General features: G+C 49.9%; 34 protein-coding genes and 1 pseudogene. 19 read left to right on the top strand and 16 right to left on the bottom strand.

The features are described from left to right. Positions 1–222: 222 nt before the first annotated feature. Positions 223–564: a hypothetical protein gene (locus H6F67_RS06500; protein ID WP_190764503.1), complete on the top strand. Its 342-nt coding sequence runs from the start codon at positions 223–225 to the stop codon at positions 562–564. Positions 565–858: 294 nt separating this feature from the next. Here the strand turns inward: H6F67_RS06500 and H6F67_RS06505 are convergent, their stop codons facing one another. Further along, the gene (locus H6F67_RS06505; RefSeq protein ID WP_313926770.1) at positions 859–1248 is read right to left on the bottom strand and encodes a DUF5615 family PIN-like protein; all 390 of its coding nucleotides are present in this window, start codon (positions 1246–1248) and stop codon (positions 859–861) included. Further along, positions 1188–1424: a DUF433 domain-containing protein gene (locus tag H6F67_RS06510; protein WP_190764506.1), complete on the bottom strand. Its 237-nt coding sequence runs from the start codon at positions 1422–1424 to the stop codon at positions 1188–1190. Before H6F67_RS06510 ends, H6F67_RS06505 begins: the two co-directional genes overlap by 61 nt. A gap of 215 nt (positions 1425–1639) precedes the next feature. Between H6F67_RS06510 and H6F67_RS27610 the strand changes: the two genes are divergently transcribed. From H6F67_RS27610 to H6F67_RS06520, 3 genes are read left to right on the top strand one after another with little or no spacing between them, the layout of a single operon-like run. After that, positions 1640–1783, top strand: coding sequence for a hypothetical protein (locus H6F67_RS27610; protein WP_242020529.1), 144 nt, complete (start codon positions 1640–1642; stop codon positions 1781–1783). 34 nt (positions 1784–1817) lie between these two features. Continuing rightward, positions 1818–1964 (top strand): hypothetical protein, encoded by a 147-nt coding sequence (locus H6F67_RS27615; protein ID WP_242020530.1) that lies wholly within the window; start codon positions 1818–1820, stop codon positions 1962–1964. Further along, positions 1961–2206, top strand: a complete 246-nt coding sequence (locus H6F67_RS06520; RefSeq protein ID WP_190764508.1) for a hypothetical protein — start codon at positions 1961–1963, stop codon at positions 2204–2206. The genes H6F67_RS27615 and H6F67_RS06520 overlap by 4 nt, the downstream gene beginning before the upstream one ends. Here the strand turns inward: H6F67_RS06520 and H6F67_RS06525 are convergent. From H6F67_RS06525 to H6F67_RS06535, 3 genes are all read right to left on the bottom strand, one after another. Continuing rightward, on the bottom strand, positions 2139–2492 hold the full coding sequence (locus tag H6F67_RS06525; RefSeq protein ID WP_190764510.1) for a DUF4258 domain-containing protein: 354 nt from the start codon (positions 2490–2492) through the stop codon (positions 2139–2141). The two genes, H6F67_RS06520 and H6F67_RS06525, sit on opposite strands and share 68 nt — an antisense overlap. A gap of 108 nt (positions 2493–2600) precedes the next feature. Then, positions 2601–3056, bottom strand: a complete 456-nt coding sequence (locus H6F67_RS06530) for a DUF29 domain-containing protein (protein ID WP_190764512.1) — start codon at positions 3054–3056, stop codon at positions 2601–2603. Between the two features lie 202 nt (positions 3057–3258). Beyond that, positions 3259–3714 carry a DUF29 domain-containing protein gene (locus H6F67_RS06535; protein ID WP_190764514.1) on the bottom strand — a complete coding sequence of 152 codons (456 nt, stop codon included), beginning with the start codon at positions 3712–3714 and terminating at the stop codon, positions 3259–3261. A gap of 217 nt (positions 3715–3931) precedes the next feature. Between H6F67_RS06535 and H6F67_RS06540 the strand changes: the two genes are divergently transcribed. Then, positions 3932–4165: a DUF433 domain-containing protein gene (locus tag H6F67_RS06540; protein WP_190764515.1), complete on the top strand. Its 234-nt coding sequence runs from the start codon at positions 3932–3934 to the stop codon at positions 4163–4165. Further along, positions 4114–4464: a DUF5615 family PIN-like protein gene (locus H6F67_RS06545; protein WP_199304265.1), complete on the top strand. Its 351-nt coding sequence runs from the start codon at positions 4114–4116 to the stop codon at positions 4462–4464. The genes H6F67_RS06540 and H6F67_RS06545 overlap by 52 nt, the downstream gene beginning before the upstream one ends. Before the next feature lie 149 nt (positions 4465–4613). Here H6F67_RS06545 and H6F67_RS06550 read toward each other — a convergent pair whose 3' ends face one another. The 5 genes and pseudogenes from H6F67_RS06550 to H6F67_RS06570 form a co-directional block, all read right to left on the bottom strand. Beyond that, positions 4614–4868, bottom strand: a complete 255-nt coding sequence (locus tag H6F67_RS06550) for a CopG family antitoxin (RefSeq protein WP_190764517.1) — start codon at positions 4866–4868, stop codon at positions 4614–4616. Further along, positions 4855–5142: a BrnT family toxin gene (locus H6F67_RS06555; RefSeq protein WP_190764519.1), complete on the bottom strand. Its 288-nt coding sequence runs from the start codon at positions 5140–5142 to the stop codon at positions 4855–4857. The genes H6F67_RS06550 and H6F67_RS06555 overlap by 14 nt, the downstream gene beginning before the upstream one ends. Positions 5143–5325: 183 nt before the next feature. Then, positions 5326–5625: pseudogene (locus H6F67_RS06560) on the bottom strand (type II toxin-antitoxin system PemK/MazF family toxin); the annotation flags it as partial. A 44-nt stretch (positions 5626–5669) separates the two neighbouring features. Beyond that, positions 5670–5861 carry a hypothetical protein gene (locus H6F67_RS06565; protein WP_190764521.1) on the bottom strand — a complete coding sequence of 64 codons (192 nt, stop codon included), beginning with the start codon at positions 5859–5861 and terminating at the stop codon, positions 5670–5672. Between the two features lie 181 nt (positions 5862–6042). After that, positions 6043–6990, bottom strand: a complete 948-nt coding sequence (locus H6F67_RS06570; RefSeq protein WP_190764523.1) for a restriction endonuclease — start codon at positions 6988–6990, stop codon at positions 6043–6045. Positions 6991–7313: 323 nt separating this feature from the next. Here H6F67_RS06570 and clpB point away from each other — a divergent pair, with 323 nt between their 5' ends. The 5 genes from clpB to H6F67_RS06595 all read left to right on the top strand — a co-directional run bounded on the left by clpB (position 7314) and on the right by H6F67_RS06595 (position 12468). Continuing rightward, on the top strand, positions 7314–9932 hold the full coding sequence (gene clpB / locus H6F67_RS06575; RefSeq protein ID WP_190764525.1) for an ATP-dependent chaperone ClpB: 2619 nt from the start codon (positions 7314–7316) through the stop codon (positions 9930–9932). Between the two features lie 571 nt (positions 9933–10503). Then, positions 10504–11382, top strand: coding sequence for a hypothetical protein (locus H6F67_RS06580; RefSeq protein WP_190764528.1), 879 nt, complete (start codon positions 10504–10506; stop codon positions 11380–11382). A 23-nt stretch (positions 11383–11405) separates the two neighbouring features. Next, positions 11406–11825: a PD-(D/E)XK nuclease superfamily protein gene (locus tag H6F67_RS06585; protein ID WP_190764529.1), complete on the top strand. Its 420-nt coding sequence runs from the start codon at positions 11406–11408 to the stop codon at positions 11823–11825. A 3-nt stretch (positions 11826–11828) separates the two neighbouring features. Continuing rightward, complete coding sequence (locus H6F67_RS06590; RefSeq protein ID WP_190764531.1) at positions 11829–12164, top strand: DUF433 domain-containing protein; 336 nt, start codon at positions 11829–11831, stop codon at positions 12162–12164. Continuing rightward, complete coding sequence (locus H6F67_RS06595; RefSeq protein WP_190764533.1) at positions 12133–12468, top strand: DUF5615 family PIN-like protein; 336 nt, start codon at positions 12133–12135, stop codon at positions 12466–12468. The genes H6F67_RS06590 and H6F67_RS06595 overlap by 32 nt, the downstream gene beginning before the upstream one ends. Positions 12469–12481: 13 nt before the next feature. Here H6F67_RS06595 and H6F67_RS06600 read toward each other — a convergent pair whose 3' ends face one another. Further along, complete coding sequence (locus tag H6F67_RS06600) at positions 12482–12733, bottom strand: hypothetical protein (protein ID WP_190764535.1); 252 nt, start codon at positions 12731–12733, stop codon at positions 12482–12484. A 78-nt stretch (positions 12734–12811) separates the two neighbouring features. On the opposite strand from H6F67_RS06600, the gene H6F67_RS06605 reads away from it, so the two are divergent. Both H6F67_RS06605 and H6F67_RS06610 read left to right on the top strand, forming a co-directional pair. Further along, the gene (locus H6F67_RS06605) at positions 12812–13090 is read left to right on the top strand and encodes a type II toxin-antitoxin system Phd/YefM family antitoxin (RefSeq protein ID WP_190764537.1); all 279 of its coding nucleotides are present in this window, start codon (positions 12812–12814) and stop codon (positions 13088–13090) included. A gap of 1 nt (position 13091) precedes the next feature. After that, positions 13092–13373, top strand: a complete 282-nt coding sequence (locus H6F67_RS06610; RefSeq protein ID WP_190764539.1) for a type II toxin-antitoxin system RelE/ParE family toxin — start codon at positions 13092–13094, stop codon at positions 13371–13373. A 59-nt stretch (positions 13374–13432) separates the two neighbouring features. On the opposite strand, the gene H6F67_RS06615 is transcribed toward H6F67_RS06610, so the two are convergent. Together H6F67_RS06615 and H6F67_RS28055 are read right to left on the bottom strand one after the other, a co-directional pair. After that, positions 13433–13642: a hypothetical protein gene (locus tag H6F67_RS06615; protein WP_190764541.1), complete on the bottom strand. Its 210-nt coding sequence runs from the start codon at positions 13640–13642 to the stop codon at positions 13433–13435. 1 nt (position 13643) lies between these two features. Then, positions 13644–13772 (bottom strand): hypothetical protein, encoded by a 129-nt coding sequence (locus H6F67_RS28055; RefSeq protein WP_277874561.1) that lies wholly within the window; start codon positions 13770–13772, stop codon positions 13644–13646. A gap of 154 nt (positions 13773–13926) precedes the next feature. Between H6F67_RS28055 and H6F67_RS06620 the strand changes: the two genes are divergently transcribed. The 3 genes from H6F67_RS06620 to H6F67_RS06630 all read left to right on the top strand — a co-directional run bounded on the left by H6F67_RS06620 (position 13927) and on the right by H6F67_RS06630 (position 14675). Then, a complete protein-coding gene (locus H6F67_RS06620; protein ID WP_190764543.1) occupies positions 13927–14133 on the top strand; it encodes a hypothetical protein in 207 nt (68 codons plus the stop codon). 37 nt (positions 14134–14170) lie between these two features. After that, positions 14171–14299: a ribbon-helix-helix domain-containing protein gene (locus tag H6F67_RS28470; RefSeq protein WP_396797720.1), complete on the top strand. Its 129-nt coding sequence runs from the start codon at positions 14171–14173 to the stop codon at positions 14297–14299. Positions 14300–14384: 85 nt separating this feature from the next. After that, complete coding sequence (locus H6F67_RS06630; protein ID WP_190764547.1) at positions 14385–14675, top strand: DUF4926 domain-containing protein; 291 nt, start codon at positions 14385–14387, stop codon at positions 14673–14675. Here H6F67_RS06630 and H6F67_RS06635 read toward each other — a convergent pair. Beyond that, entirely contained in the window at positions 14641–16140 is a 1500-nt protein-coding gene (locus tag H6F67_RS06635) for a type II CAAX prenyl endopeptidase Rce1 family protein (RefSeq protein WP_190764549.1), read from the bottom strand. The genes H6F67_RS06630 and H6F67_RS06635 overlap by 35 nt on opposite strands. Before the next feature lie 2 nt (positions 16141–16142). On the opposite strand from H6F67_RS06635, the gene H6F67_RS06640 reads away from it, so the two are divergent. From H6F67_RS06640 to H6F67_RS06650, 3 genes are read left to right on the top strand one after another with little or no spacing between them, the layout of a single operon-like run. Continuing rightward, entirely contained in the window at positions 16143–16382 is a 240-nt protein-coding gene (locus H6F67_RS06640; protein ID WP_206753892.1) for a hypothetical protein, read from the top strand. 25 nt (positions 16383–16407) lie between these two features. Beyond that, complete coding sequence (locus H6F67_RS06645) at positions 16408–17763, top strand: histidine phosphatase family protein (RefSeq protein ID WP_190764553.1); 1356 nt, start codon at positions 16408–16410, stop codon at positions 17761–17763. Positions 17764–17820: 57 nt separating this feature from the next. Continuing rightward, positions 17821–19116, top strand: a complete 1296-nt coding sequence (locus H6F67_RS06650; protein WP_190764555.1) for a dihydroorotase — start codon at positions 17821–17823, stop codon at positions 19114–19116. A gap of 105 nt (positions 19117–19221) precedes the next feature. On the opposite strand, the gene H6F67_RS06655 is transcribed toward H6F67_RS06650, so the two are convergent. Further along, positions 19222–19923 carry a glycosyltransferase gene (locus H6F67_RS06655; RefSeq protein ID WP_190764557.1) on the bottom strand — a complete coding sequence of 234 codons (702 nt, stop codon included), beginning with the start codon at positions 19921–19923 and terminating at the stop codon, positions 19222–19224. A gap of 631 nt (positions 19924–20554) precedes the next feature. After that, positions 20555–21520 carry an EamA family transporter RarD gene (gene rarD / locus H6F67_RS06660; RefSeq protein WP_190764559.1) on the bottom strand — a complete coding sequence of 322 codons (966 nt, stop codon included), beginning with the start codon at positions 21518–21520 and terminating at the stop codon, positions 20555–20557. Positions 21521–21529: the final 9 nt, after the last annotated feature.

Consider the following 21529-nt stretch of genomic DNA (forward strand, 5'->3'; position numbering starts at 1 on the left):
TGGGGTTGTGGGGCGATCGAGCTTTGCTTCCTAATCACTTGCGTTAAAGCAGTAACTCACAAGAAACACTACTTTGTCTTCAGAGAAGTAAAACTTTGCATCAACCAACCTAACTTATATGGCTTTATACTAAAGCGAGTTGATAGAATTACCTGAACTTGTCACCAAAAAAGAACCTGATGTTTGTCAGTTGGTAGTTATAAGCTACTTTGTGAAGATACAATGACGCAAAACAACATAGATTGGTGGGTTGACCTTACGTCCATACTGACTTTTTTCATTACACTAGCAGGTGCTTTTGTCGGCATTTATGGATATTTGAGATATCAGTGTGAATTTCGTCAAAAGAACAAACGTCTTGAAAATTATCTTCGACGTGAAAAAGAAAAAGGTGAAGATCGTGGTCAACGTTCAGTGCTACGAATCATGCGTGATATTGGATTGACCGAGGATGAAATGCTCAAAATAAGTTTTCATAACCCGAAAGTGAGCAGACGGGTTGGCAAAGATGAATTCACTGGTCTTGCAAGCGCACTTCTCTTTGAATATGTAGAGCGCTCGTAGGGCGAACGTGAGCTTCAATTCTTAACAAATACGCTCAGTTAAATCTTTGGCTCAAAAAACATCGACAATTTGTTTGATTTGGTTAAAGTATTTGATCGCATCCTCACAGCACAGAAAAGTCGATCGCACTCCCCAAAATCAACTGGAGTTCGATGGCTTCGCCGCCTCCGGGCGCTTTTGCAAGATGAGGATCGATACGCTTCGCTGCCCAGAGCGAGTGGGGCGATCGCGAAGCGCTCCCGGAATGGTATCGAGGTTCTTGGGGACGATCGTGTAGAGGCGATCGATATAACCTCAGTACAGTTCTAAGCAATGTAAACTCGGATTGCTCAAAAGCTCTTGGATTGCTTCTACTCCAGAGCGCATCAGCGCTTCAATTTCTGGAGTCGGCGCATTTCCACAGCGGAGCCAAATCACTTTAGGCGGAGAACCATACAAACGGCTTCTTTCCGCAAAATCTGCATCCTGAGTCACAATGCAAAAATCGCCTGTTTTCGCAAACTTCCAAATTTCAGTATCCGTCTTCTCTGCTAGCTGATGAAACTGAACGTGACTGGAATCAGGAAAAATATCTGCTAACCGAGAGACTAGTTTGCGACTTAAATTTTGATCAAACAACAGCTTCAAGCAGCACCCACCACAGCCACTAAGCGATGTTCTCGATCGGCAGCAAACGCTAAACAAGCGCGAATATCTGCTTCGGTCAACTCAGGAAAATCATCTAAAATCTCTGCGTGAGACATTCCCGCCGCCAGCCAGCCCAGCACATCATAAACTGTGATTCGCATTCGTCGAATACAAGGTTTCCCGCCTCGTTTATCTGGCTCGATCGTAATAATATCGCGGTAGCTTGTTGTCATAGTGAATTGAATAGCATCTGAGTTTAGGATAAACGAATGTGGCCGATGCTGTATCGGATGGAGCGATCGCACCTCCAAAATCAACTGAAGTTCGATCGCTTTTGCAAGAGGGGGATCGATACGCTTCGCTGCCCAGAGCGAGTGGGGCGATACCGTTCCACAAGCTTCGCGATCGCAGAGCACTTACAATTCCAGTGGTGTATCGATTGCAGTAAATGTACCAACTTGACTTTACGCCAACTGCTGCTGGTCATCTGCGGGCATATCGAAAGTTTGAGCAGCAAATTATTTTGGATGCGATCGCTTTAGCGCTCCCGGAACGGTATCGCGACCCAGCTACCAAATCAACCCATCACTGAAACCCGTAACCGAAAGCGACTCGGTGAAAATGAGGTGTCTGACTGGGAATTGCGGGTCGATAGCTTTCGAGTGTTTTATGATGTGGTTATCGAGGATGAGGGTGGGATTGTCAAGATCAAGGCGATCGGGCATAAAGTGCATAACAAGCTTTACATCGGCGGCAAGGAGTTTCAGCTATGAAAATCATCGAACTCGAAACTGAACAGCTAACACTTGCTCAAGTCATGACTTTAGCTAAAAACGAAGCCATTGTATTACGACAACCCGATGGCAAACTATTTGCACTTGCACCCGTTGATGATTTTGAAGTTGAAGTAGAACTACTCAAAAAGAATACTGAGTTCATTGAATTTCTCAAATCGCTTTCTCAAGAAGAAGCAACGATTTCGCTGCAATCATTACGAGAAGAATTAGGCTTGTGATGGGCGATCGCTTCGCCACCCAGAGCGCTTTTGCAAGATGGGGATCGAGTGGGGCGATCGCGCGGCTTGCGGAACGGTATCGCTCCGTCCCGGTCACACCACAGATCAAACAGCTAGCACCATACTTATCTTCAGGATAATCCTCAATGACTTGTCCTGGAGCAATTGCCTCCCGAACTTCCTGTACTCGAATCTGCCGCAGAATCGACTGATCAACGGCGTGCTTAGAAAACTCAAACTCGTCCGCAGCGACTTTGCGACGTATTTCTTCAACAAGCGCTGTCATAGCTCGATCGTACCTGCTGTTGATGCCTTTGCGATCGCCCTCTCAAAGACAAGAACGAGCGCCCCCCAAAAAAACACCCTCGCCCGTAGGAGGCGAAGCCCTCGCCCCTCATTCCGGCAAGAAACCCGCCTCCAAAACTTGTGCAGAAGTGTACGGGCACGATCGCAGAAAAGTGCTTGCGGGTAGTCCGGTTTCGATGCTAGCAAGTTCGATCGCATCTTCATAACATTCTGCAAACATCTCTTCCAAGTACCGTTTGAGACTAGGCGAGTCTTTGAATGCTTTACGAATGCGTCGGCGATGTTCAGCAATACTTGCTTGCCAGCTATTGCTTCGGCGTTCTGGTTGAAATTGCCACTTCAGAAGGTGAACCAAAATGACGGTAAGGTTACTCTCTAAACTTCTCCGCTCACTGCGCCCCATGTCTTCGATCTCTTCAATCAGATTTTCCCAATCGATCGCCCCATAGTTTTGCTGTTTCATCTGGTCGATCGTCGTCTCAATCCACTGAAGATAATCGGTTTCGTACAGATTTTGACGTTGGGCGTTCAGTTCGGCTGTCATGGTTGAATCCTACCTGGTTGTTCTAATCCTCATTTTAGAGTTGTCTTGCGAGACACGAGACAGGACAACAAGACAGGGCGGCAATACCGATTCGATTGCAAACTCGATCGCCTCCACAGCAAAAGAAGCGATCGCGAAGCTTGCGGAACGGTATCGCCCCACTCCAATCAACCCCGCCCGTAGGCGGCGAAGCCATCGCTCCTCACTCTGGCAGAAAACCCGCCTCCAGAACCTGTGCAGATGTGTAAGGGCACGATCGCGGAAAAGTCGATTCTGGCAACCCTGTCTCTGCGCTGGCTTGTTCGATCGCAGCCTCGTAGCATTTCGTGAATACTTGCTCTAAGTAGGGCTTGAAGCTTGGAGATTCTTCTAAATCTTCGAGAATGCGTCGGCGATGTTCAACAATGCTTGCTTTCCAACTATTGCTTCTTCGCTCTGGTTGAAATTGCCACTTGAGTAGATGAGTTAGAAGAATGACAAGACTACTTCTAAATCCTTTTCGTGCGCTGCGCCCCATGTCTTCAATCTCGTCTATTAAATTTTCCCAATCGATCGCCCCATAGTTTTGCTGCTTTAACTGGTCGATCGTCGCCTCAATCCACTGAAGATAATCAGTTTCATACAAGCTTTGGCGTTGGGCATTCAGTTCGGCTGTCATAATTCAAATCTTGGCTGAATCAGCATAACAATTATTTTAAGTGCTGAATCAATAGAAGACACTAAAGATGAAGCGATCGCCCTCCCTCAAAGCCAACAAAAGCACGATCGCCCTCCCTCCATTCCACAAAAGCGATCGCTCCTCACAAAACAACATTTGCAATTCTTCAAGCCATCGATACAATAAATGCAGGTAACACTTGACCAGTCAATACTAAATGAGTTCAATTCCTGATTTGCTACTTCGCATTACTCAAACTCCGGGTCAATGCGGTGGTCGTCCTTGTATTCGAGGGATGAGAATTCGTGTTAGCGATGTTTTGGAGATGCTGGCTGAAAATGTTAGCGTTAGTGAAATTCTTGAAGATTTCCCTGATTTAGAGCCTGAAGATATACAAGCTTGTCTTTTGTTTGCAGCACGACGCACCGCTTTTCCTCGGCTGACTGCATAAGAGTCTGGATTGATGCTCAGCTACCGCCTACTTTGGCAAACTGGATTAGCAGTAATTTTGATGTAGAGGCAATTGCTCTCCGAGAAATTGGCCTACGAGATGCGAAAGATATTGAGATTTTTGAGGCAGCAAGAACTGAGAATGTTGTGATTATGACGAAGGACAGCGATTTCGTTGATCTCGTTTGTCGGCTAGGAACACCACCGCAAATTCTATGGCTAACTTGCGGTAACGTGACGAATCGCAATCTACGACAACTGCTTACAATTACATTGCCTGCCGCGATCGAACAACTCTAACAAGGAGAAATGATCGTAGAAATTAGCAGTAATTCCTAAAGCGATCGCCCCCCAACAAAACACCCTCGCCCGTAGGAGGCGAAGCCACCGCCCCCAACAAACCCAACAAAAGCGCGATCGCCTTGAGGTCAGTCAATTTTTTCTGCAAACTAACTCGCTGACTGCTCAATTAGTTTTTGCTGTAGCCAAAGGTTGACAAGTACCTCAATCGTTACGCCACGCCTTTTAGCTTGCTGTTCAATCGCATTAAACAGTTCTATTTCGATCGGCACAGCACAAGTAATTTCAAATTCAATATCAGGCGTGTCGGTATCAAAATCAGTAAGGTCGTGTGTGTCCCAGAACTCACCAATTTTTTCGTCTGTCTCTGCTTTTGAAATGCTGCTGAGTTTATTTGCGTCCATATGCTTTGCGCTCCTTTTTGCTCATGTCCCGTGCGCTGATGATAATTGCTGTTTGATTTTCAGGCTTGTAGATGAAAAAGACTGACAGGTATCTTCCTGCAAAGGTTCGCCCGAAGGCAGCATACACGTCATTTCCTTCAGTATGACCCTTCTCGGCAAATCTGATGCGCGGTTGGGTTAGAAGAACCTGACGAGCTTCGTTACAAGTAACGCCGTGCTTCGCCTGAAGCTTTTCTTCAATGTAGTCTGGGCAAACGATCGATTCAATTCTCATAGGACAAGTGTACCAAGCGATCGCCCCCCAACAAAACACCCTCGCCCGTAGGCGGCGCAGCCACCGCTCCCCAGCAAACCCAACAAAAGCGCGATCGCGAAGCGCTCCCGGAACGGTATCGCCCTCCCCATTGATAAAAGCGATCGCCCCTCACAAAACAACATTACTTGAGGTGCGATCGACTCACTCAGCTTCTTCAAACCCTAGCCAGAATAGCAACACTTGCTCAACTTCCACTAGTTGCTCTGATGTTAAAGTTCCTAATTTGCGAATCAGCTTTGCATGAGAAGTTGTTAAGAGATTTTGTACGTCAAATGCTCCGGCTCGGAGAAAGTTGACTTTGATTTCTACTTCAAATCTTGAACCTCGCAATCGAGTTGTGTGAGGGATGAGAGTTGCTAGGGCGCGATCTTGCTCTACAGCAGGAATGCTGATGACTAAACAAGGTCTGATTTTAGCGGTGTAGCCTAAATCGACAAGCCAAACTTCGCCACGATCGCGCTAGCGCTCCCGGAACGGTATCGCAACTACTCATAAGCTGCTTCTTGTCGATCGAGTTCTAAAAATAACTCTTCGGCATTGAACGCTAATTCTTCATCTGTCAATGGCGGAAAATCAAGATGAAGAATTCGCTTAAAGATTTCGAGAGCAAGATCTAGCTGTTCCGACTCTGGTAGGCGATCGAAAAGCTCCAAAAGTTCCTGTGCAGAAGTAGTCATACTCATCTACCTCAATCGTTCTCACACGATAGCACAAGCAGCGATCGCCCTCCCTCAAAGCAAGAGCGATCGCCCCCACACAAACCACCCTCGATCGCCGCCCAGCAAACCCAACAAAAAGCGCGATCGCCCCCCCACAAAACAACATTGCTTGAGGAGCGATTGTAGCAATTGCCGTCTATCAGAACAAGCCACCGAACAAAACATCTAATCCGTCTAATTCTTCAATCTTTTCGCGCTCCCTAGAAGTTAGCTCTCTTGAAATATGTGGAAAAAGCTGGATCACAAGATGCTCTAGTTTCTTATGATACTGTTCACTGTATTGTGTACCAGTTTGTAGCTGAAAAATGATTGAGTTGGTAAATTTCAAGTAAGCACTAGGAATACAAAGGTCTGAGAGATCTCGCCAGCCATCCATAAGATTTTGTGATCGAAATCGTCTTCGTAGCTCTCTGTCACATGCTCCCCTACAGCACCAGTAAATATCTTCATATCGTTCTCTTGTTTGCCCATTGACTTGAATAAAATTGAATCCAAATCCGACGATGCCTTCCGGTGGTTCTAGCAAGGGTTTACCACAAGCCTCACAAGTTAACGTTTCGTCAATTTCAAAGAGATTAGCTGGCTGCGGGTTTTCTCGTCGCCATGTTTTTATGGAATTAGGAAAATAACGTTCAGCAAGCGTAAGTCCCTCCAAAGAACTCAATAATTGTGATTCAATGCTCGCCCTGTCAAAAATCTGATAATGTAAGCCTCGATTTTCTTCAAGTCCTTTTAAGCGGTTTGTTAGCGAAGAAGCGGGTAAGGTCGAATAGAAACCTATAAAGCCGCAACAGTCATGTGACTGTACTCGCTCAAGAATATCAGGCTCATCACTAAGTACGGTAGAATTGCCAGAGTGCGCTTTATGTTTGCAGCTAACTAACCAACGAACGATTGTCTCTCCCCCTACTCCTTTGCGCGTTTCAACCGCAATAAGATCGCGGCCTGCATCCTGTCCACGATCAGGCCCACGTTTGATAGAGTAACCAGCCATAAGAAGAAAATCTCTAGCAAATAATTCAAAAGCATCTTGTTCACCATTTGATTGATTTGCTCTTGGAATTTCTTTAAAGTCAAGAACTGTCATAGTAAAAAACTCCCGTCTAGTTGTGGGTTGGGTCAAATTCTCTTTAAACAGTACTGCTAAGTGAAATGATTGTCCGGGAGGCTTTTGTATGTTTCTAGAGAAAATATCTGTTTTAGCAAATCTAGGCATTTGACTGAAGTGATCAGTTTGAAAGTACCGATCGCCCCCCCCCCCTACGGCACTCCCCCCAAACCCGATCGCAAAACCCGATCGCCTCACCCCCTCCCGCCTGCATACAATTGGAGCATTAGCTTAACGGATGAGGGTCGGTTCAGCATGGCTGTCGCCCTGATCCCTAACCCCTAATCCCTAACTCCTAACCCATGCAGCCAACCAATCCCAATCAATTTACCGAAAAGGCGTGGGAGGCGATTACCCGAACTCCCGACGTTGCCAAGCAAGCGCAGCACCAGCAGATCGAATCTGAACATTTGATGCGATCGCTGCTCGACCAAGAAGGATTGACCGCGAGCATCTTGAGCAAAGCAGGCATCAACACGCAAAAGCTGCGCGACTATACGGATGACTTTATTAGCCGCCAGCCGAAAGTTTCCGGTGCGGGTTCGTCCGTGTATCTGGGGCGATCGCTCGATACCCTGCTCGATCGGGCTGAGGCGTTTCGCAAAGAATTTGGCGACGAGTATATTTCGATCGAGCATTTGCTGTTGGGCTATGCAAAAGACGATCGATTTGGTAAGGCGATGTTCCAGGAATTTCGCCTGGATGAAAACAAGCTGCGCCGCACGATCGAACAGGTGAGAGGCAATCAAAAAGTGACCGACCAGAATCCCGAAGGAAAATACGAAGCATTGGAAAAGTACGGTCGTGATCTGACGCAGTACGCTCGTGAAGGCAAGCTCGATCCGGTGATTGGACGAGATGACGAAATTCGCCGCACGATTCAGATTTTGTCGCGCCGCACGAAGAACAATCCGGTGCTGATTGGTGAACCGGGCGTGGGTAAGACCGCGATCGCCGAAGGACTCGCCCAGCGGATTGTCAGCGGCGACGTGCCGCAGTCGCTCAAAGACCGCAAGCTGATCGCGCTGGACATGGGCGCACTGATCGCCGGAGCCAAATACCGAGGTGAATTTGAAGAACGCCTCAAAGCCGTCCTCAAAGAAGTCACCGATTCTCGCGGCACGATCATTCTATTTATTGACGAAATTCACACGGTCGTCGGCGCGGGCGCAACGCAGGGCGCAATGGACGCCGGAAACCTGCTCAAGCCGATGCTGGCGCGGGGTGAACTCCGCTGCATCGGTGCGACCACGCTGGACGAATACCGCAAATACATCGAGAAGGATGCCGCCTTGGAACGGCGATTCCAGCAGGTCTACGTGGATCAGCCGACAGTCGAAGACACGGTTTCGATTCTGCGCGGCCTGAAAGAACGCTACGAAGTGCATCACGGCGTCAAGATTTCCGACAGTGCCCTCGTTGCTGCCGCCGCACTTTCGACCCGCTACATCTCCGATCGATTCCTGCCTGACAAAGCGATCGACCTGGTAGACGAAGCCGCTGCGAAGCTGAAGATGGAAATCACCTCGAAGCCGGAAGAGTTGGATGAAGTCGATCGCAAGATTCTTCAGCTTGAGATGGAGCGGCTGTCGCTGCAAAAGGAAACCGATCGCGCCTCTCGCGAACGACTAGAGCGGATCGAGAAGGAACTGGCCGACCTCAAGGAAGAGCAATCCGCCCTGAATGCTCAGTGGCAGGCCGAAAAGGATGTGATTACGGACATCCAAAAGCTGAAGGAAGAACTCGATCGCCTCAACGTCGAGATCGCGCAGGCCGAACGCGACTACGACCTCAACCGCGCTGCCGAATTGAAGTACGGCAAATCGACGGACATCCAGCGGCAGCTTGAAGAAGCCGAGCAAAAGCTGGCGGAAACGCAGACGACGGGTAAGTCGATGCTGCGCGAAGAAGTCACCGAGGCCGACATTGCCGAAATCATCTCGAAGTGGACGGGCATTCCGATCAGCAAGCTGGTCGAATCCGAGATGCACAAACTCTTGCAGCTTGAAGACGAACTGCACAAGCGCGTCATTGGTCAGGCCGAAGCGGTGACAGCGGTTGCGGATGCGATTCAGCGATCGCGTGCCGGACTCGCCGACCCCAATCGCCCCACAGCGAGCTTCATCTTCCTTGGCCCCACTGGAGTCGGCAAAACCGAACTCGCCAAAGCCCTCGCCGCCTACCTGTTCGATACCGAAGAAGCCCTCGTCCGCATCGATATGTCGGAATACATGGAGAAGCATTCGGTTTCGCGCCTGATTGGTGCGCCTCCCGGATACGTGGGCTACGACGAAGGCGGCCAGCTTACCGAGTCGATTCGCCGCCGTCCCTATGCCGTGATTCTGTTTGACGAAATCGAAAAGGCGCACCCAGATGTCTTCAACGTCATGCTGCAAATTCTCGATGATGGTCGCGTCACCGATTCGCAAGGCCACACGGTCGATTTCAAGAATACCGTGATCATCATGACCAGCAACATCGGGTCGCAGTACATCCTCGATGTGGCGGGTGACGATCGCCACTACGACGAGATGCGCGGTCGCGTTATGGAAGCGATGCGCCAAAGCTTCCGCCCCGAATTCCTCAACCGCATTGACGAAATCATCATCTTTCACGGCCTCGACAAGTCGGAACTGCGTGAGATCGTCAAGCTGCAAGTTGAGAGATTGGGAAGGAGACTGGGCGATCGCAAAATGTCTCTCCGCCTCTCGGATGCCGCCCTCGACTTCCTCGCTGAAGTCGGCTATGACCCGGTTTACGGCGCACGCCCGCTCAAGCGAGCCATCCAGCGCGAACTCGAAACGCAAATTGCCAAAGCCATCCTGCGCGGCGACTTCAACGATGGCGACACGATTTTTGTCGATGTCGAGAATGAGCGGCTGGCGTTTAAGCGATTGCCTGCTGAGTTGGTGACGCTGTAAGGAGCGATCGGGTTTTGTAAGTTTGGGGGTGGGCAGCAATGCTCACCCTTTTTTGTTGGCTGTGTTGCTTGCAGTGAGGCCGATCCAGGATAAAAGTTTTAAATGTTTGACAAACTTCTTTGGTTTCAGTACCATAGCTTTGTAGATGAGAGAAAAGTGCTGTGTCTAAAAACTTCAAAGTAGTTCCCATTTCCGAACTACGAATCAGGTTGACAAAGATCAAGCGGCAAGTCCAGTTGGGACAGCAACGTATTGTTGTAACTCACTATGGGGAGACAGTAGGATTTCTACTGCCACTAAGCGATCTAGCTCCTGATTGCAACGTTCCAATTCAGAAGTCAGTAGAAATGCCTTTAACCAGGTTCAGAGAAGAATTAACTGAAACATGGGAGCTTCTCGAATCTAATGTTGATTGCATATACTTGACTTTCCACACCCGTTGCATTATGGCTTTTGTTAATCGACGCTTAAGTCCTCATCTTTCAATTCCAGTATTTGACTATTCTGGAAAAGTCTTGCTGGTTGCTGACGACTGATCCCTCATTCATGACTAACTGGAACGGTACAGAGAATGTTTCAACTGATTTCTGGCAATCGCTTGGCAACCGAAATACTGACAAAGCTCCATAAACGAGACAGCCGATTTGATGATGCTGCAATGTATCTACAGAGGCTTGCTCAAGCGGGTCATCTTTTTGGTGCTAAACTTATTCGCTTTGCCCAAGACTTAAGCATTTGCGAAGGTTTTCAAATTTCTTGTCGTTCTTGTCAAATTGTCTACACAGTTGAAACCAAGAAGAAACAGATCAAGATATACGGATTTGAAATGGATGCTTCTCAAAGATTTTCGGCATACATCGATTCAATTGAAACGGGTTGGCAAAGTGAAGAAACAGAAGTGGAAATTTACATTCCTCAAGCCGATCGTCCTGACAAGCTGATTCGCACTTTAGAGTTGGTTTGTGAAGGATATACCAATTCGTTTGACTTGGGCGTTGGATTGGGTCATGGAGGAAGAAAATATAATCTTGATGACATCGCCCGTCATGGCTCATATTTTGCCAGAGCAGCAGAGGAGCTTAAACTTTTAACGCATCGCAAAGAAGGCCGCTCCTACAAGTACGAACTGACAACTGTAGGAAGGTACATCGCAACCTGCCGCGATCGAACTGCAAAAGAACGCCTGCTAGCAAAGGCAATGCTTGGCTTCTACCCAGTCCAGGCAGTTTTTAATGAAATTACTAGAGCCAAGCAGAATCTAACACGCGAGTTAGTCGAAGAGATAATCGAGCTTGTTAGCCCTGGCAATCACAAGGCTGAAACCATCACAAGGCGGGCAAATTGCCTGATGAAATGGGTAACATGGGTTGCATTTATTGAGGAAGTTCCAATCTTTCACCAGAACGAGACTCAAGACACGGCAGAGCGCCAGTTAACTCTTGAGTTTTAGAAATGAAATCTAGAGGGTAAACAATGTCATCGGGTTCTAGAGCAAACTTGTCAGGAAAAACAGCCGAACATATTCTTGCTTGTATTCTTAAGCATCACGGCTTTGTAGTAAAACCACAGTATATTGCTGGCCGTAGCATTTATGACTGTGAGCTAAAGATCGATCTGTTTGTTGAGGGAATTCCTGCGTTTCCAAAAGGTTTAGCTGTTGAATCCAAATGGCAAGACGTTAAAGGATCGGTAGACGAAAAGCTACCTTACCTGGTTACTAACATCAAGTCGATTTATCCTTTTCCTGCGGTCATTGTCATTCATGGAGGTGGCACTCGACCAGGAGCAATTAGGTGGTTGAAATCTCAGGTTGATCAAGACAAATTGATTGCTGTTCTTTCACTAGAAGAATTTGTTTCTTGGGTTACTCGTAAACTAACTTTAGCAGCTTAGCTTATGGAATCCGTCATTGCTGAACACATCGAAATTACGCCTGGGATTTGTGGCGGCAGAGCGAGGATTGCCGGACATCGAATTCGGGTGCAAGATATTGTCGTTTGGAGCGATCGCCTTGGCCTCTCCCCAGACGAAATCGTCACGCACTACCCTAGCATCACGCTAGCCGATGTTTATGCTGCCTTGGCTTACTATCACGATCACCTAGAAGAAATTCGATCGCAAATTCAAGCCGACGATGCCTTAGTCGCTCAGATGCAGGCCGAAACGCCTTCGCTAGTTCAGCAGAAATTGACCGAACAAAATGTCCGCAACAGTTCGCTTCCATCTGGGTGAAAACGTCAGCAATGCAGTAGCGGAAGGCTTGCGGCGACGCAGCATCGATGTGACAACAACCGCAGAGCAAGGACTACTGGGTGTATCCGATGAAGAACAACTTGCATTTGCAACGGCTCAGCAAAGAGTGCTGTTTACACAAGATGCCGATTTGCTCAGACTGCATCAAGCTGGAATGACTCATGCAGGCATTGCTTTTTGTCGGAACAACACGCGATCGATCGGCGAAATCATCCGAGGCTTAGTTTTGATCTGGGAACTCGTTGAACCCGAAGAAATGGCTGGACGAGTTGAATTTTTGTGAGGGCGATCGCTATCTACTCCAAATCAGTTCCGTCCCACATCTCGGATAGCGGAATTCGATCGCCCGACTTTGCCTGCTGCAATGCTTGCTGAAGACTTGCCTTAATTTCCTCAACAGGCGTATCGTCTGAATCGTCTGTTTCTTCAGCAGGTTCCGAAAATAGCAGAATGACGCGCACACGACTAGAAGCAGCCGCTTGGATTGGCGCATCTAGCAGCAGATTTCCTTCAGCGTCAATTGTGCCTGTGACTTCGATCGCCCTCATAACTTACCCTGTCCGCTACATGAAGTGTAAGCGATCGCGCCTCTGTTACAGTGAAAACATCCCAGCTAGCCACCTGTCATGCAAAGTTATCCTCTCGCAGAACTGGGCGATGCGCGACTCAAGGAAGTGTTTGAGCAGGCGATCGCTGAACCCGTGTTGCTGACGGAAGAATCGCAGCCGAGCTATGTAATTTTGTCGGCTCAGAACTACCAGCAACTCATTCAGCGACTGAGTGAGCTTGAAGATCGGCTTTTGGGGCAGTCTGCTAAGGATGCGCTGGGGCGATCGCACATGGTTGGTACAGAAACCTTCACAGCAGAACTGGAGCGACTGGCCGCATTAGACAGCGGGCAGTAGGATGGCAAAGCTTGATGGTCTTGCGATCGTTCTCGATTTTCTTCAAGGACTACAGCCCAAGATTGCGGCTCAAATTGCCAAAAAAGTTCTAGCGCTTAACGTAGAGCCAAGGCCGATCGACAGCAAAGAACTGACTGGTTATCCGGGCTACTACCGAGTAGACAGCGGCGAATACCGAATTGTTTATCGATTCAAACCTGGCGAAGATTTAGTTGAAATCGTTTTAGTTGGTAAACGCAATGATGATGAAGTTTACAAGCAACTGAAGCGATTGTTGGGATAGAGTGATTGGCGTAACCCACACAGAATCGATCGCCCCTGTGACTTGTGAAACAGGCACTTTCAACCCTGATTCAAGCGGATCAACCGAAACAACTCCTCAGAAATGCTTTTTGCCAAGGTTGATTCCATCGGGCAGCTTACCGTTCGACGTTCAGGCTGAAACCAAGCGATCGCCTCCTCCAACTGCTGAACCGAGTACGGCTCCTGCGTCAGCATCCGAATCAGCAGATTTTCCACAATCAAGGCTTGTGAGTCGTTGAGAACGAGCATTTTAGCGACCTCCTTTTTCAGCTTTTGCCAAAATAACGAGGGCTTTGTCGATGTCTCGAATCTTGATTGCCCGAAGTGCGGTCAGGATCGATCGAATCAAAGCAACTTCGTCGTCTGAGAGTGTGACCATTTGCAAAACTCCTTCAGTAGCCACCCTATGGTTTGTTTGATTGGGCTACTTGAAATCTAATATACCGTAGTGTGGCATGTTTCACAACACGGCAAATAAAACATTTTGCAACTGTGATCAGAGACAATGACATTGACGGATCTAGGTGTCGATCGTGGCGGCAAAGAAACGAAAGCCAGAGATTCGAGTGTTTGTTGAGGAAGACTTGGATCGGCTCCTCAAGGCACTTTCGGGTCTCAAAGACACTTCATTAAGCGGTTTGGTGAATGAGGCGATCGAGTTTTACATCAATCACAATGCGGATGTACAAAAGTTGATTAAACGGTTCAACCTGGAAGACCTGAGTAATTTGGAAGAATAAAATTTGCTCCGTGACGACCGATAAAGCCAGAATTACCGTGTACTTGCCTCAAGCGCTAAAAGATCGCTTATCTGTTGAGGCACAGAAGGATAAGCGATCGGTCAGTGTGCTGATTGAGATCTTGATTTTGGAAGCTTTAGAAGCTAGAAACAGCAAGCAATCGTAGCGATCGCGATGCAACTTCCGAACGCTGAAATCTCCTTCATCAACTTTTCCTCGGCTCACCAGTTGCTACATCTTGAGGTAATGCAATGCTCAACACCCTCAATCAACTTCAGCTTTTAGATGTCATTGCCCTCAAAGAACCATTACCTGAAAATGGGTTACTTGCAGGTCAAGTGGGAACGATCGTCGAACTTTTAGCCCCTGATGTTTACGAGGTTGACTTCAGCGACAACAACGGCCAAACCTATGCCATGCTATCGCTCCACACAAGCCAACTGCTCAAACTACACTACGTTTGGATTTTGATCGATCGCAGTGCGGTGAGAAGCGATCGCATCCGCGCTAGCGCGTGCCGCTGCCCAGCAGAAACAAGCTGATCATCGTGACGCTGTTCCACAAGCTGTGCAGCAGCATTGAAGCTAGCAAATTGCGCGATCGCGTATACACAAATCCCAAGACAGCGCCCAAAACCGTCAGCGGCAGCACTTCCGACAAGCTGAGGTGCGCGATCGCAAAAATCAAGCTGCTTAATCCGATCGCGCCCCACACGGGCAAGTAGCGCGTCAGTGAGGGCAAGAGAAATCCGCGAAACAGCGTTTCCTCAAAAATTGGGGCGGCCACCGCAGCGGTAAATAGAAAAATCAGCAGAGAGATGCGATCGCCTTCTTGCAGCACCAGTTGCAACAGCGGATTGCTGCCGCCTTGCCCTTGCCAAATGCGCGAATTGACGATCGACACCACAATCATCAGCGGCAGCGCGACAAAATAGCCGCCCAAGCCCCACAGCGCCCAGCGGCCACCGAACTTGAACTGAAACCAGCCGTCGGGCAACGGCAACCAGCGACGCACAGCCAGATACAGCACCAGCAGGCCAGAACTTGCCATCAGCAGATAGAACGTCAGCGAGAAGACGGCTTGCGATCGCACTCCAAACCCAGAGAATTTCAGACCCGACAGTTGCAGCGTCAGGGGCAAAAAGACCTGCCCAACCAGGAAAAAGCCGACCACCAGCACCAGCACGATCGTTTCCCAATTCCAAGGAACGCTCCAGCCGCCATCGAGTGCGAGAACCGCTTCTTTGCCGCGCACCACGCGCTGCACCACCAGAAATACGAGCAGGCCGATTCCGGTTAAAACTCCCAGTACAGGAACCGTTCCGACTAGCGCCAGTTTGCCGATCGTTTGCTGTGCCGTTTCTTGTTGCGCCTGCTCAAGCTGGGCGATCGCATCCGATCGCTGCTGAAGTTCATAGAGCTTGTGCAGTGCCGTGTAGCGAAACCAGCCGTCGAGCGAAGCTTGAATTTGGCTTTCGGCATCGGGCAGCAGACGCGGCGGTTCGCTCCACAAGCCGCTCAGCACCGCAGCGATCGCTTCTCGCTGCGGACTGGTGACTTGCCTCCAAGTTTCGATCGCGGCCTGCCCGTTATTTTGCTTTGCCTGCAACAATCCAATTCGCAGATCGAGGTCTTGCAACTCCGCTTGCTCGCGGACGATCGCAGGCTTCAACTTCTCGACAGTGGGTTTCGGCAGCAGTCCGGCTGGTTCAAGCGCGGCGTCTGCAAGCTGTTTTTCCAGCTTGTCCAAATTTTTCTGGGCAGTCTGCCGCACCTCTTGATATTGCTCTAATGCGGTTTTGAGCGGTTCTGCCCCAACGATCGCCGTGCGTAGATTTGGCTGCGTCTGGTCTGCTTGAAGTTCGCTGGCGTGCAGCAGCAGATCGGTTTGCGATAGCTCCAGTCGATCGGAGATTTGCGGCTCGTTCCAACTGCTCAGCAGGTTCGTTCCCACCAAAAACACGACAATCAGCGTCAGCCCAGCCAGAATCAATCGTTTCAGCGTCATAGTTGCCCAGGAAATTGCGCGATCGCACTTGCTCGATCGAGATGGAAACGAGGGCAAGCCAAATCACCCTCAACCTGGATTATGGCATTTTGCTCGATCGACGGAGCGGCGATCGCTTTACCAGCGGCAGACAAGGCGGTGAAGTCACTGAAGCTGATTTGTTGGGCAATCAAACGGAAGCCCTCAAATCCTTGCAGGCAGCACTTGCCGATCGCGGTAGAATGCAATCTGGCTTGCACTGAATTTGGTTTGCACTGAGAGGGCAACGTGGCGACTCGCGTGATTTTGGTTCGGCATGGTGAAAGTACGTTCAACGTCGATCGCATCGTTCAAGGTCACTGTGACCAATCGTTTTTGACTCAAGCAGGGCGATCGGGAGCGCAGCAAGCGGGAATCGCGCTCAAAGATGTCAAGTTTGATGCGATCTACAGCAGTCCGCTGCGACGGGCGCGTGAAACAGCAGAGATTATTCGATCGACCTGGGGAGGCGATCGCCCCCAACCGGAAATTCGCTTCACCGACAACCTGAAGGAAATCAACTTGGTGCTGTGGGAAGGCATGAAGTTTGACGAGGTGAAAGCCAAATTTCCCGAAGGCTTTCGCCAGTGGACGGAAGCGCCGCACGAACTTTGTATGCAGATTGAAAAGGCTGGGGCGATCGAAAACTTCTACCCTGTCCCCGCGCTGTATGACCAAGCCCGCAAACTTTGGCAAGACATTTTGCCCCAGCACGACGGGCAAACCGTGCTGATCGTCGGACACAGCGGCATCAATCGCGCCTTGATCAACACGGCTGTCGGACTGGAGCCGCAAGACTATCCGCGAATGCACCAGTCAAACTGCGGCATCAGCGTTTTGAACTTGAATGGGCTGCTGGGCGACATGGTGCAGATGGAATCGGTGAATCTCACCGCGCATCTGGGCGAAACCTTGCCGAAACTGCGGCGCAAGCAAAAAGGGATTCGGCTGTTGCTGGTGCGACATGGCGAGACGGATTGGAATCGGCAAAAGCGCTTTCAAGGCCAGATCGACGTGCCGCTGAACGAGCAGGGACAGATTCAGGCAGAGCAGGCGGCAGCGTTTTTGCGCGATGTGCCGATCGATCGCGCCGTCAGCAGCCCGCTTCTGCGTCCCAAACAAACGGCTCAGGCCATTTTGCAGCATCACCCCGATGTCGAACTGGAATTCATCGACGATTTGCAGGAAATTAGTCACGGACTTTGGGAAGGCAAGCTGGAAGCGGAAATCGAAGCGGCTTTTCCGGGCGACTTGCATCAGTGGCAGAAACTTCCGCATACCGTGCAAATGCCCGGAGGTGAAAATCTCCAGCAGGTTTGGGATCGATCGAGCCGCGCTTGGGAGGCGATCGTTTCCTCCACCGAACTGCGCGACGATCGCCCCACAACGGTTCTTGTCAGCGCTCACGATGCGGTCAACAAAGCGATTTTGTGTCATCTGGTCGGCTGGAGTCCTGAACATTTCTGGGCATTCAAGCAGGGCAACGGAGCCGTCAGCGTCATCGACTATCCCAAAGGCGCAAGCGACAAACCGATTATCAAAGCGATGAACATTACGTCGCATTTGGGCGGCGTGATCGATCGCACAGCGGCAGGCGCACTGTAGCCCATTTGTAGCCCATCAGGTGCTACGATTTCAGCCGTTCCCTGAATGGTTTTCGCCATGCCTCGTCACCTGTTGCGCCAAGTCCGGCTGATTGATCCGATCGCTTCCCTCGATCGCGTCACGGATGTTTTGCTAGCCGATGGCGTGATTGCAGAAATTGCCGACTCGATCGACGCGCAGGCAGATGAAGTGATCGATCGCCCTGGTTTAGTGTTGGGAACTGGACTGATCGACCTCTACAGCCATTCGGGAGAACCCGGATTTGAATCTAGAGAAACGATCGATTCCCTCATGCAGGCGGCCAAAGCAGGCGGCTTTACGCAGGTGGCAATTTTGCCTGACACGCATCCTGCTGTGGACAATCCGGCGAACGTCGATCGAGTGCGGCAACTCGCGCAAGGCGACGAAGTGCAGCTTCACGTTTGGGGTGCATTCACGCAAGATGCCGCAGGTAATGCGTTGAGCGAACTGGTGGAACTAGCGGCAGCAGGCGTAGTGGGATTTGCCGACGGTCAGCCGATCGCCAATTCTGCTTTGTTGCGTCGCCTGTTGGAATACACGCAGCCGATCGATCGTCCGATCGCGCTTTACTGCTGCGATCCCAAGCTTGCTGGCAATGGCGTCATGCGTGAAGGGGCAAACTCCATTCGGCTGGGTCTACCCGGAAATCCAGCCATGTCCGAAACCAGCGCGATCGCGGCTCTGCTGGAAATTGTCGCTGAGATACACTACCGCACCGGGAGTACTGTGCGACCAGCCAAGCTGATCCGGGACGGATCGCCCGTTCACCTGATGCGCCTCTCGACCGCTCGCAGCGTTGACCTGATTCGCACGGCCAAAGCGCAAGGACTGCCGATTACCGCAAGCACAACCTGGATGCACCTGCTGCTCGACACCAATGATTTGATCAGCTACGCACCCAGTCTGCACCTTGACCCACCGCTGGGCAACCCGATCGATCGCCAAGCTCTCATTGCCGGATTGCAAGACGACACGATCGACGCGATCGCCATTGATCACAGTCCGTTCACCTATGAAGAAAAAACGGTGGCGTTTGCCGAAGCGCCCGCAGGAGCGATCGGGCTGGAGCTAGCCTTGCCGCTGCTGTGGCGTTGTTTGGTGAAATCAGGGCAGTGGACGGCGATCGATCTGTGGCGCAAGCTGAGCGTTGATCCGGCTCGCTGTCTGGGCTTGAGTTTGAATGCGATCGAACCTGGAAAACCCGCCAACTGCATTTTGTTTGACCCTGAGCAGATTTGGCGGGTCGATGAGCAAACGCTGAAATCGCGATCGAGCAATACGCCTTGGTATGGTCAGGAGATCCAAGGGCGCGTGGTGCGAGTTTGGCGTTGAATGAGGGAAGGCTGTTGCGTCAGTGCGATCGAATATTCAATTCACCGTCACGATGTGCGCCACAGCAAAAAATTCTGACTCTTTTCGCAGGTAGAACTTGCAGCCTCAACACATGCAGCGCTCAATTTTTTGATTGAGGAGTTGCAGTTCATCGTGTAGGCGCTTTGGTGACTCGTTAAGAGTATCCGCGATCGCTGCAAATCTCCAGCGCCAATCAAGTCGCTCTAGCGCTTGCTGATAGTTTTTTTCTGCTTGCTCGGCTCTCCAGTTTCGCGCTGCTTCAAAGATAATTTGTAGCCCCTCTTGGATGTGAACCGACTGCAAATCCAGAGTCGCACCTTCCCACAGTAAGCGATCGATGCTTGGCGCTTTAGGCGGAATTCCGGCCACAACCGCGCCACAAGCCAAAGCATCAACCCAGCGCCCCGTCAAATATTCACGCGATGGATGCGTGTAGGTTGTTGGATTGGCAATGTTAGAAAAAGCAAGCGAAAACTTTGTTTGACGATAAAACTCCATGAGTTTAGCTTGATTTTCGTTTGCATTTGCAAAGAATTGGGGTCGTCCATGAAAGCGCAGGTTTCGATCGAGACAAAACTGTGCGGTTTGTGAATCATCTTCCCATTCAAGTGGCTGTCGTCCAACACGAACTAAGTCCCAAATTCGGTTTGAATTTCTTCCCCCAAGCCGTAAAGCATCGCTGCCCCAAGGCAGCCAGGTTGTTGGAGTTTTCATCAGCTTTTGCCATTCCAACACGTCTTCTTGAGTCGTGACAAAAAGGTGATCAAAGAGCTGAGAGACCTGCATGATTTTTGGTATCCAATCCACCCAATAGGAATCAATAATCCAGGCTGCAATCCGGTTAAAACGTTTTCTCCAACCTTGAATCAGCGAGAGAGACAAAAGAAGGGTGGGGTTTGGACAGATGAGCAGGCAAGATTCGCCGCCTGTATTTTTTCGTCTTCTCAAAAAATATTCTAGCTGCTGAAAGCGGTTTGGCCTCTTACCATCCAACACCAAAAGCTCGGCTTCAAACAGTTCTACTGCAAGATTAACCATGTAGGTTAATGGTTCCCATCCCGCTCCCAAATTCGTGTAGTAGACGATCAGCATGGAAATTCTGTTAAGAGATGGTGTTTGCACAAGGTTGTAACCACCATTAATCAGGCAAACGAATTAAACAACTGCAATTGAGAGGAGATGCACTATTTTCTCAAGATAGGTGTCACATTATTTGAGTTGCGCTAAGGGACAAACGTGAATCGAATTTGTTACTTTTCAGCGGCTAAACTGTATTGTGCTTGTTATATTAACTACACTGCTTCATAACATTCTCAGTGACCGTAAATTTAAGAAAATTGAGTATAAAAAATACCACCTTCGCGTAAAAACAATTGGTCTTGCTATTGTTGATCTGGTTGTTAAAAAATTGAAATAGTTAGTGATGGCGCGATCGCTGCCAGACCGCGCTCAGCGAGAAAATCAGCAGCGCCGACCAGATACAGCCAAACGTGACGGCATGAGCGGGCGTGAACGGTTCGCGATACAGCCAAACGCCCAGCAGCAGTTGCAGGCTGGGCGCGAGGTACTGGCAAAAGCCTAAAGTTGAAAGCTGAAGCCGCTTGGCGGCATTGTTGAACCACAACAGCGGCAGCGAAGTCGCGACGCCTGCCCCAACGAACAGCAGATTAATTCGCCAGTCTGTCCCAAAATGACCGACACCTGTGGCCGCCCAATAGCCAACCAGCAGCAGCGCGATCGGCGTGATCAACAGCGTTTCGATCGCCAGCCCAACCATTGGCGCGACTGGAACAATTTTGCGGAGCAGTCCGTAAAAGGCGAATGAAAACGCGAGTCCCAAGGCGATCGCCGGAACCTGACCGACATTCCAAACAAAATAGCCCACGCCGACAGCGGCCAGCAGCACAGCCGCCACCTGAGCGCGAGTCAACCGCTCTTTGAGAAATACAAAGCCCAGCAGCACGCTTGCCAGCGGATTGATGAAATAGCCCAGACTGGTTTCGACAACGCGATCGCTGTTCACGCCGTAGATATACAGTCCCCAGTTGAACGTGAGCAGGAGGGCAGTGGCAAGAAGCAGCGCGATCGCTTTTGGTTTCCGAATCGCTTCGGCCAGTTCCGATCGCCGCTTCAGCAGAACTAGCAGTCCGGTCAGCAGCACCATCGACCAGATCATGCGGTGGCTCAACACTTCCACAGCCGGAATTTGCCCAAACAGCTTCCAGTAAATGGGCAGCATTCCCCAAGCAGCATAGGCCAATATCGCGTAGAGCAGTCCGGTAGAAGCGGGTCGGCGGTTCAAAGATTGATCAGGTGAATTTAGGGCAGGAATTGATTGTAGCGGTTCTCCCAAAGCGCGATCGATTGATTCGATCGATTGCATCCATGAATG

This window comes from Microcoleus sp. FACHB-1515 (assembly GCF_014696105.1).
Lineage (GTDB): Bacteria > Cyanobacteriota > Cyanobacteriia > Elainellales > Elainellaceae > JAAUTJ01.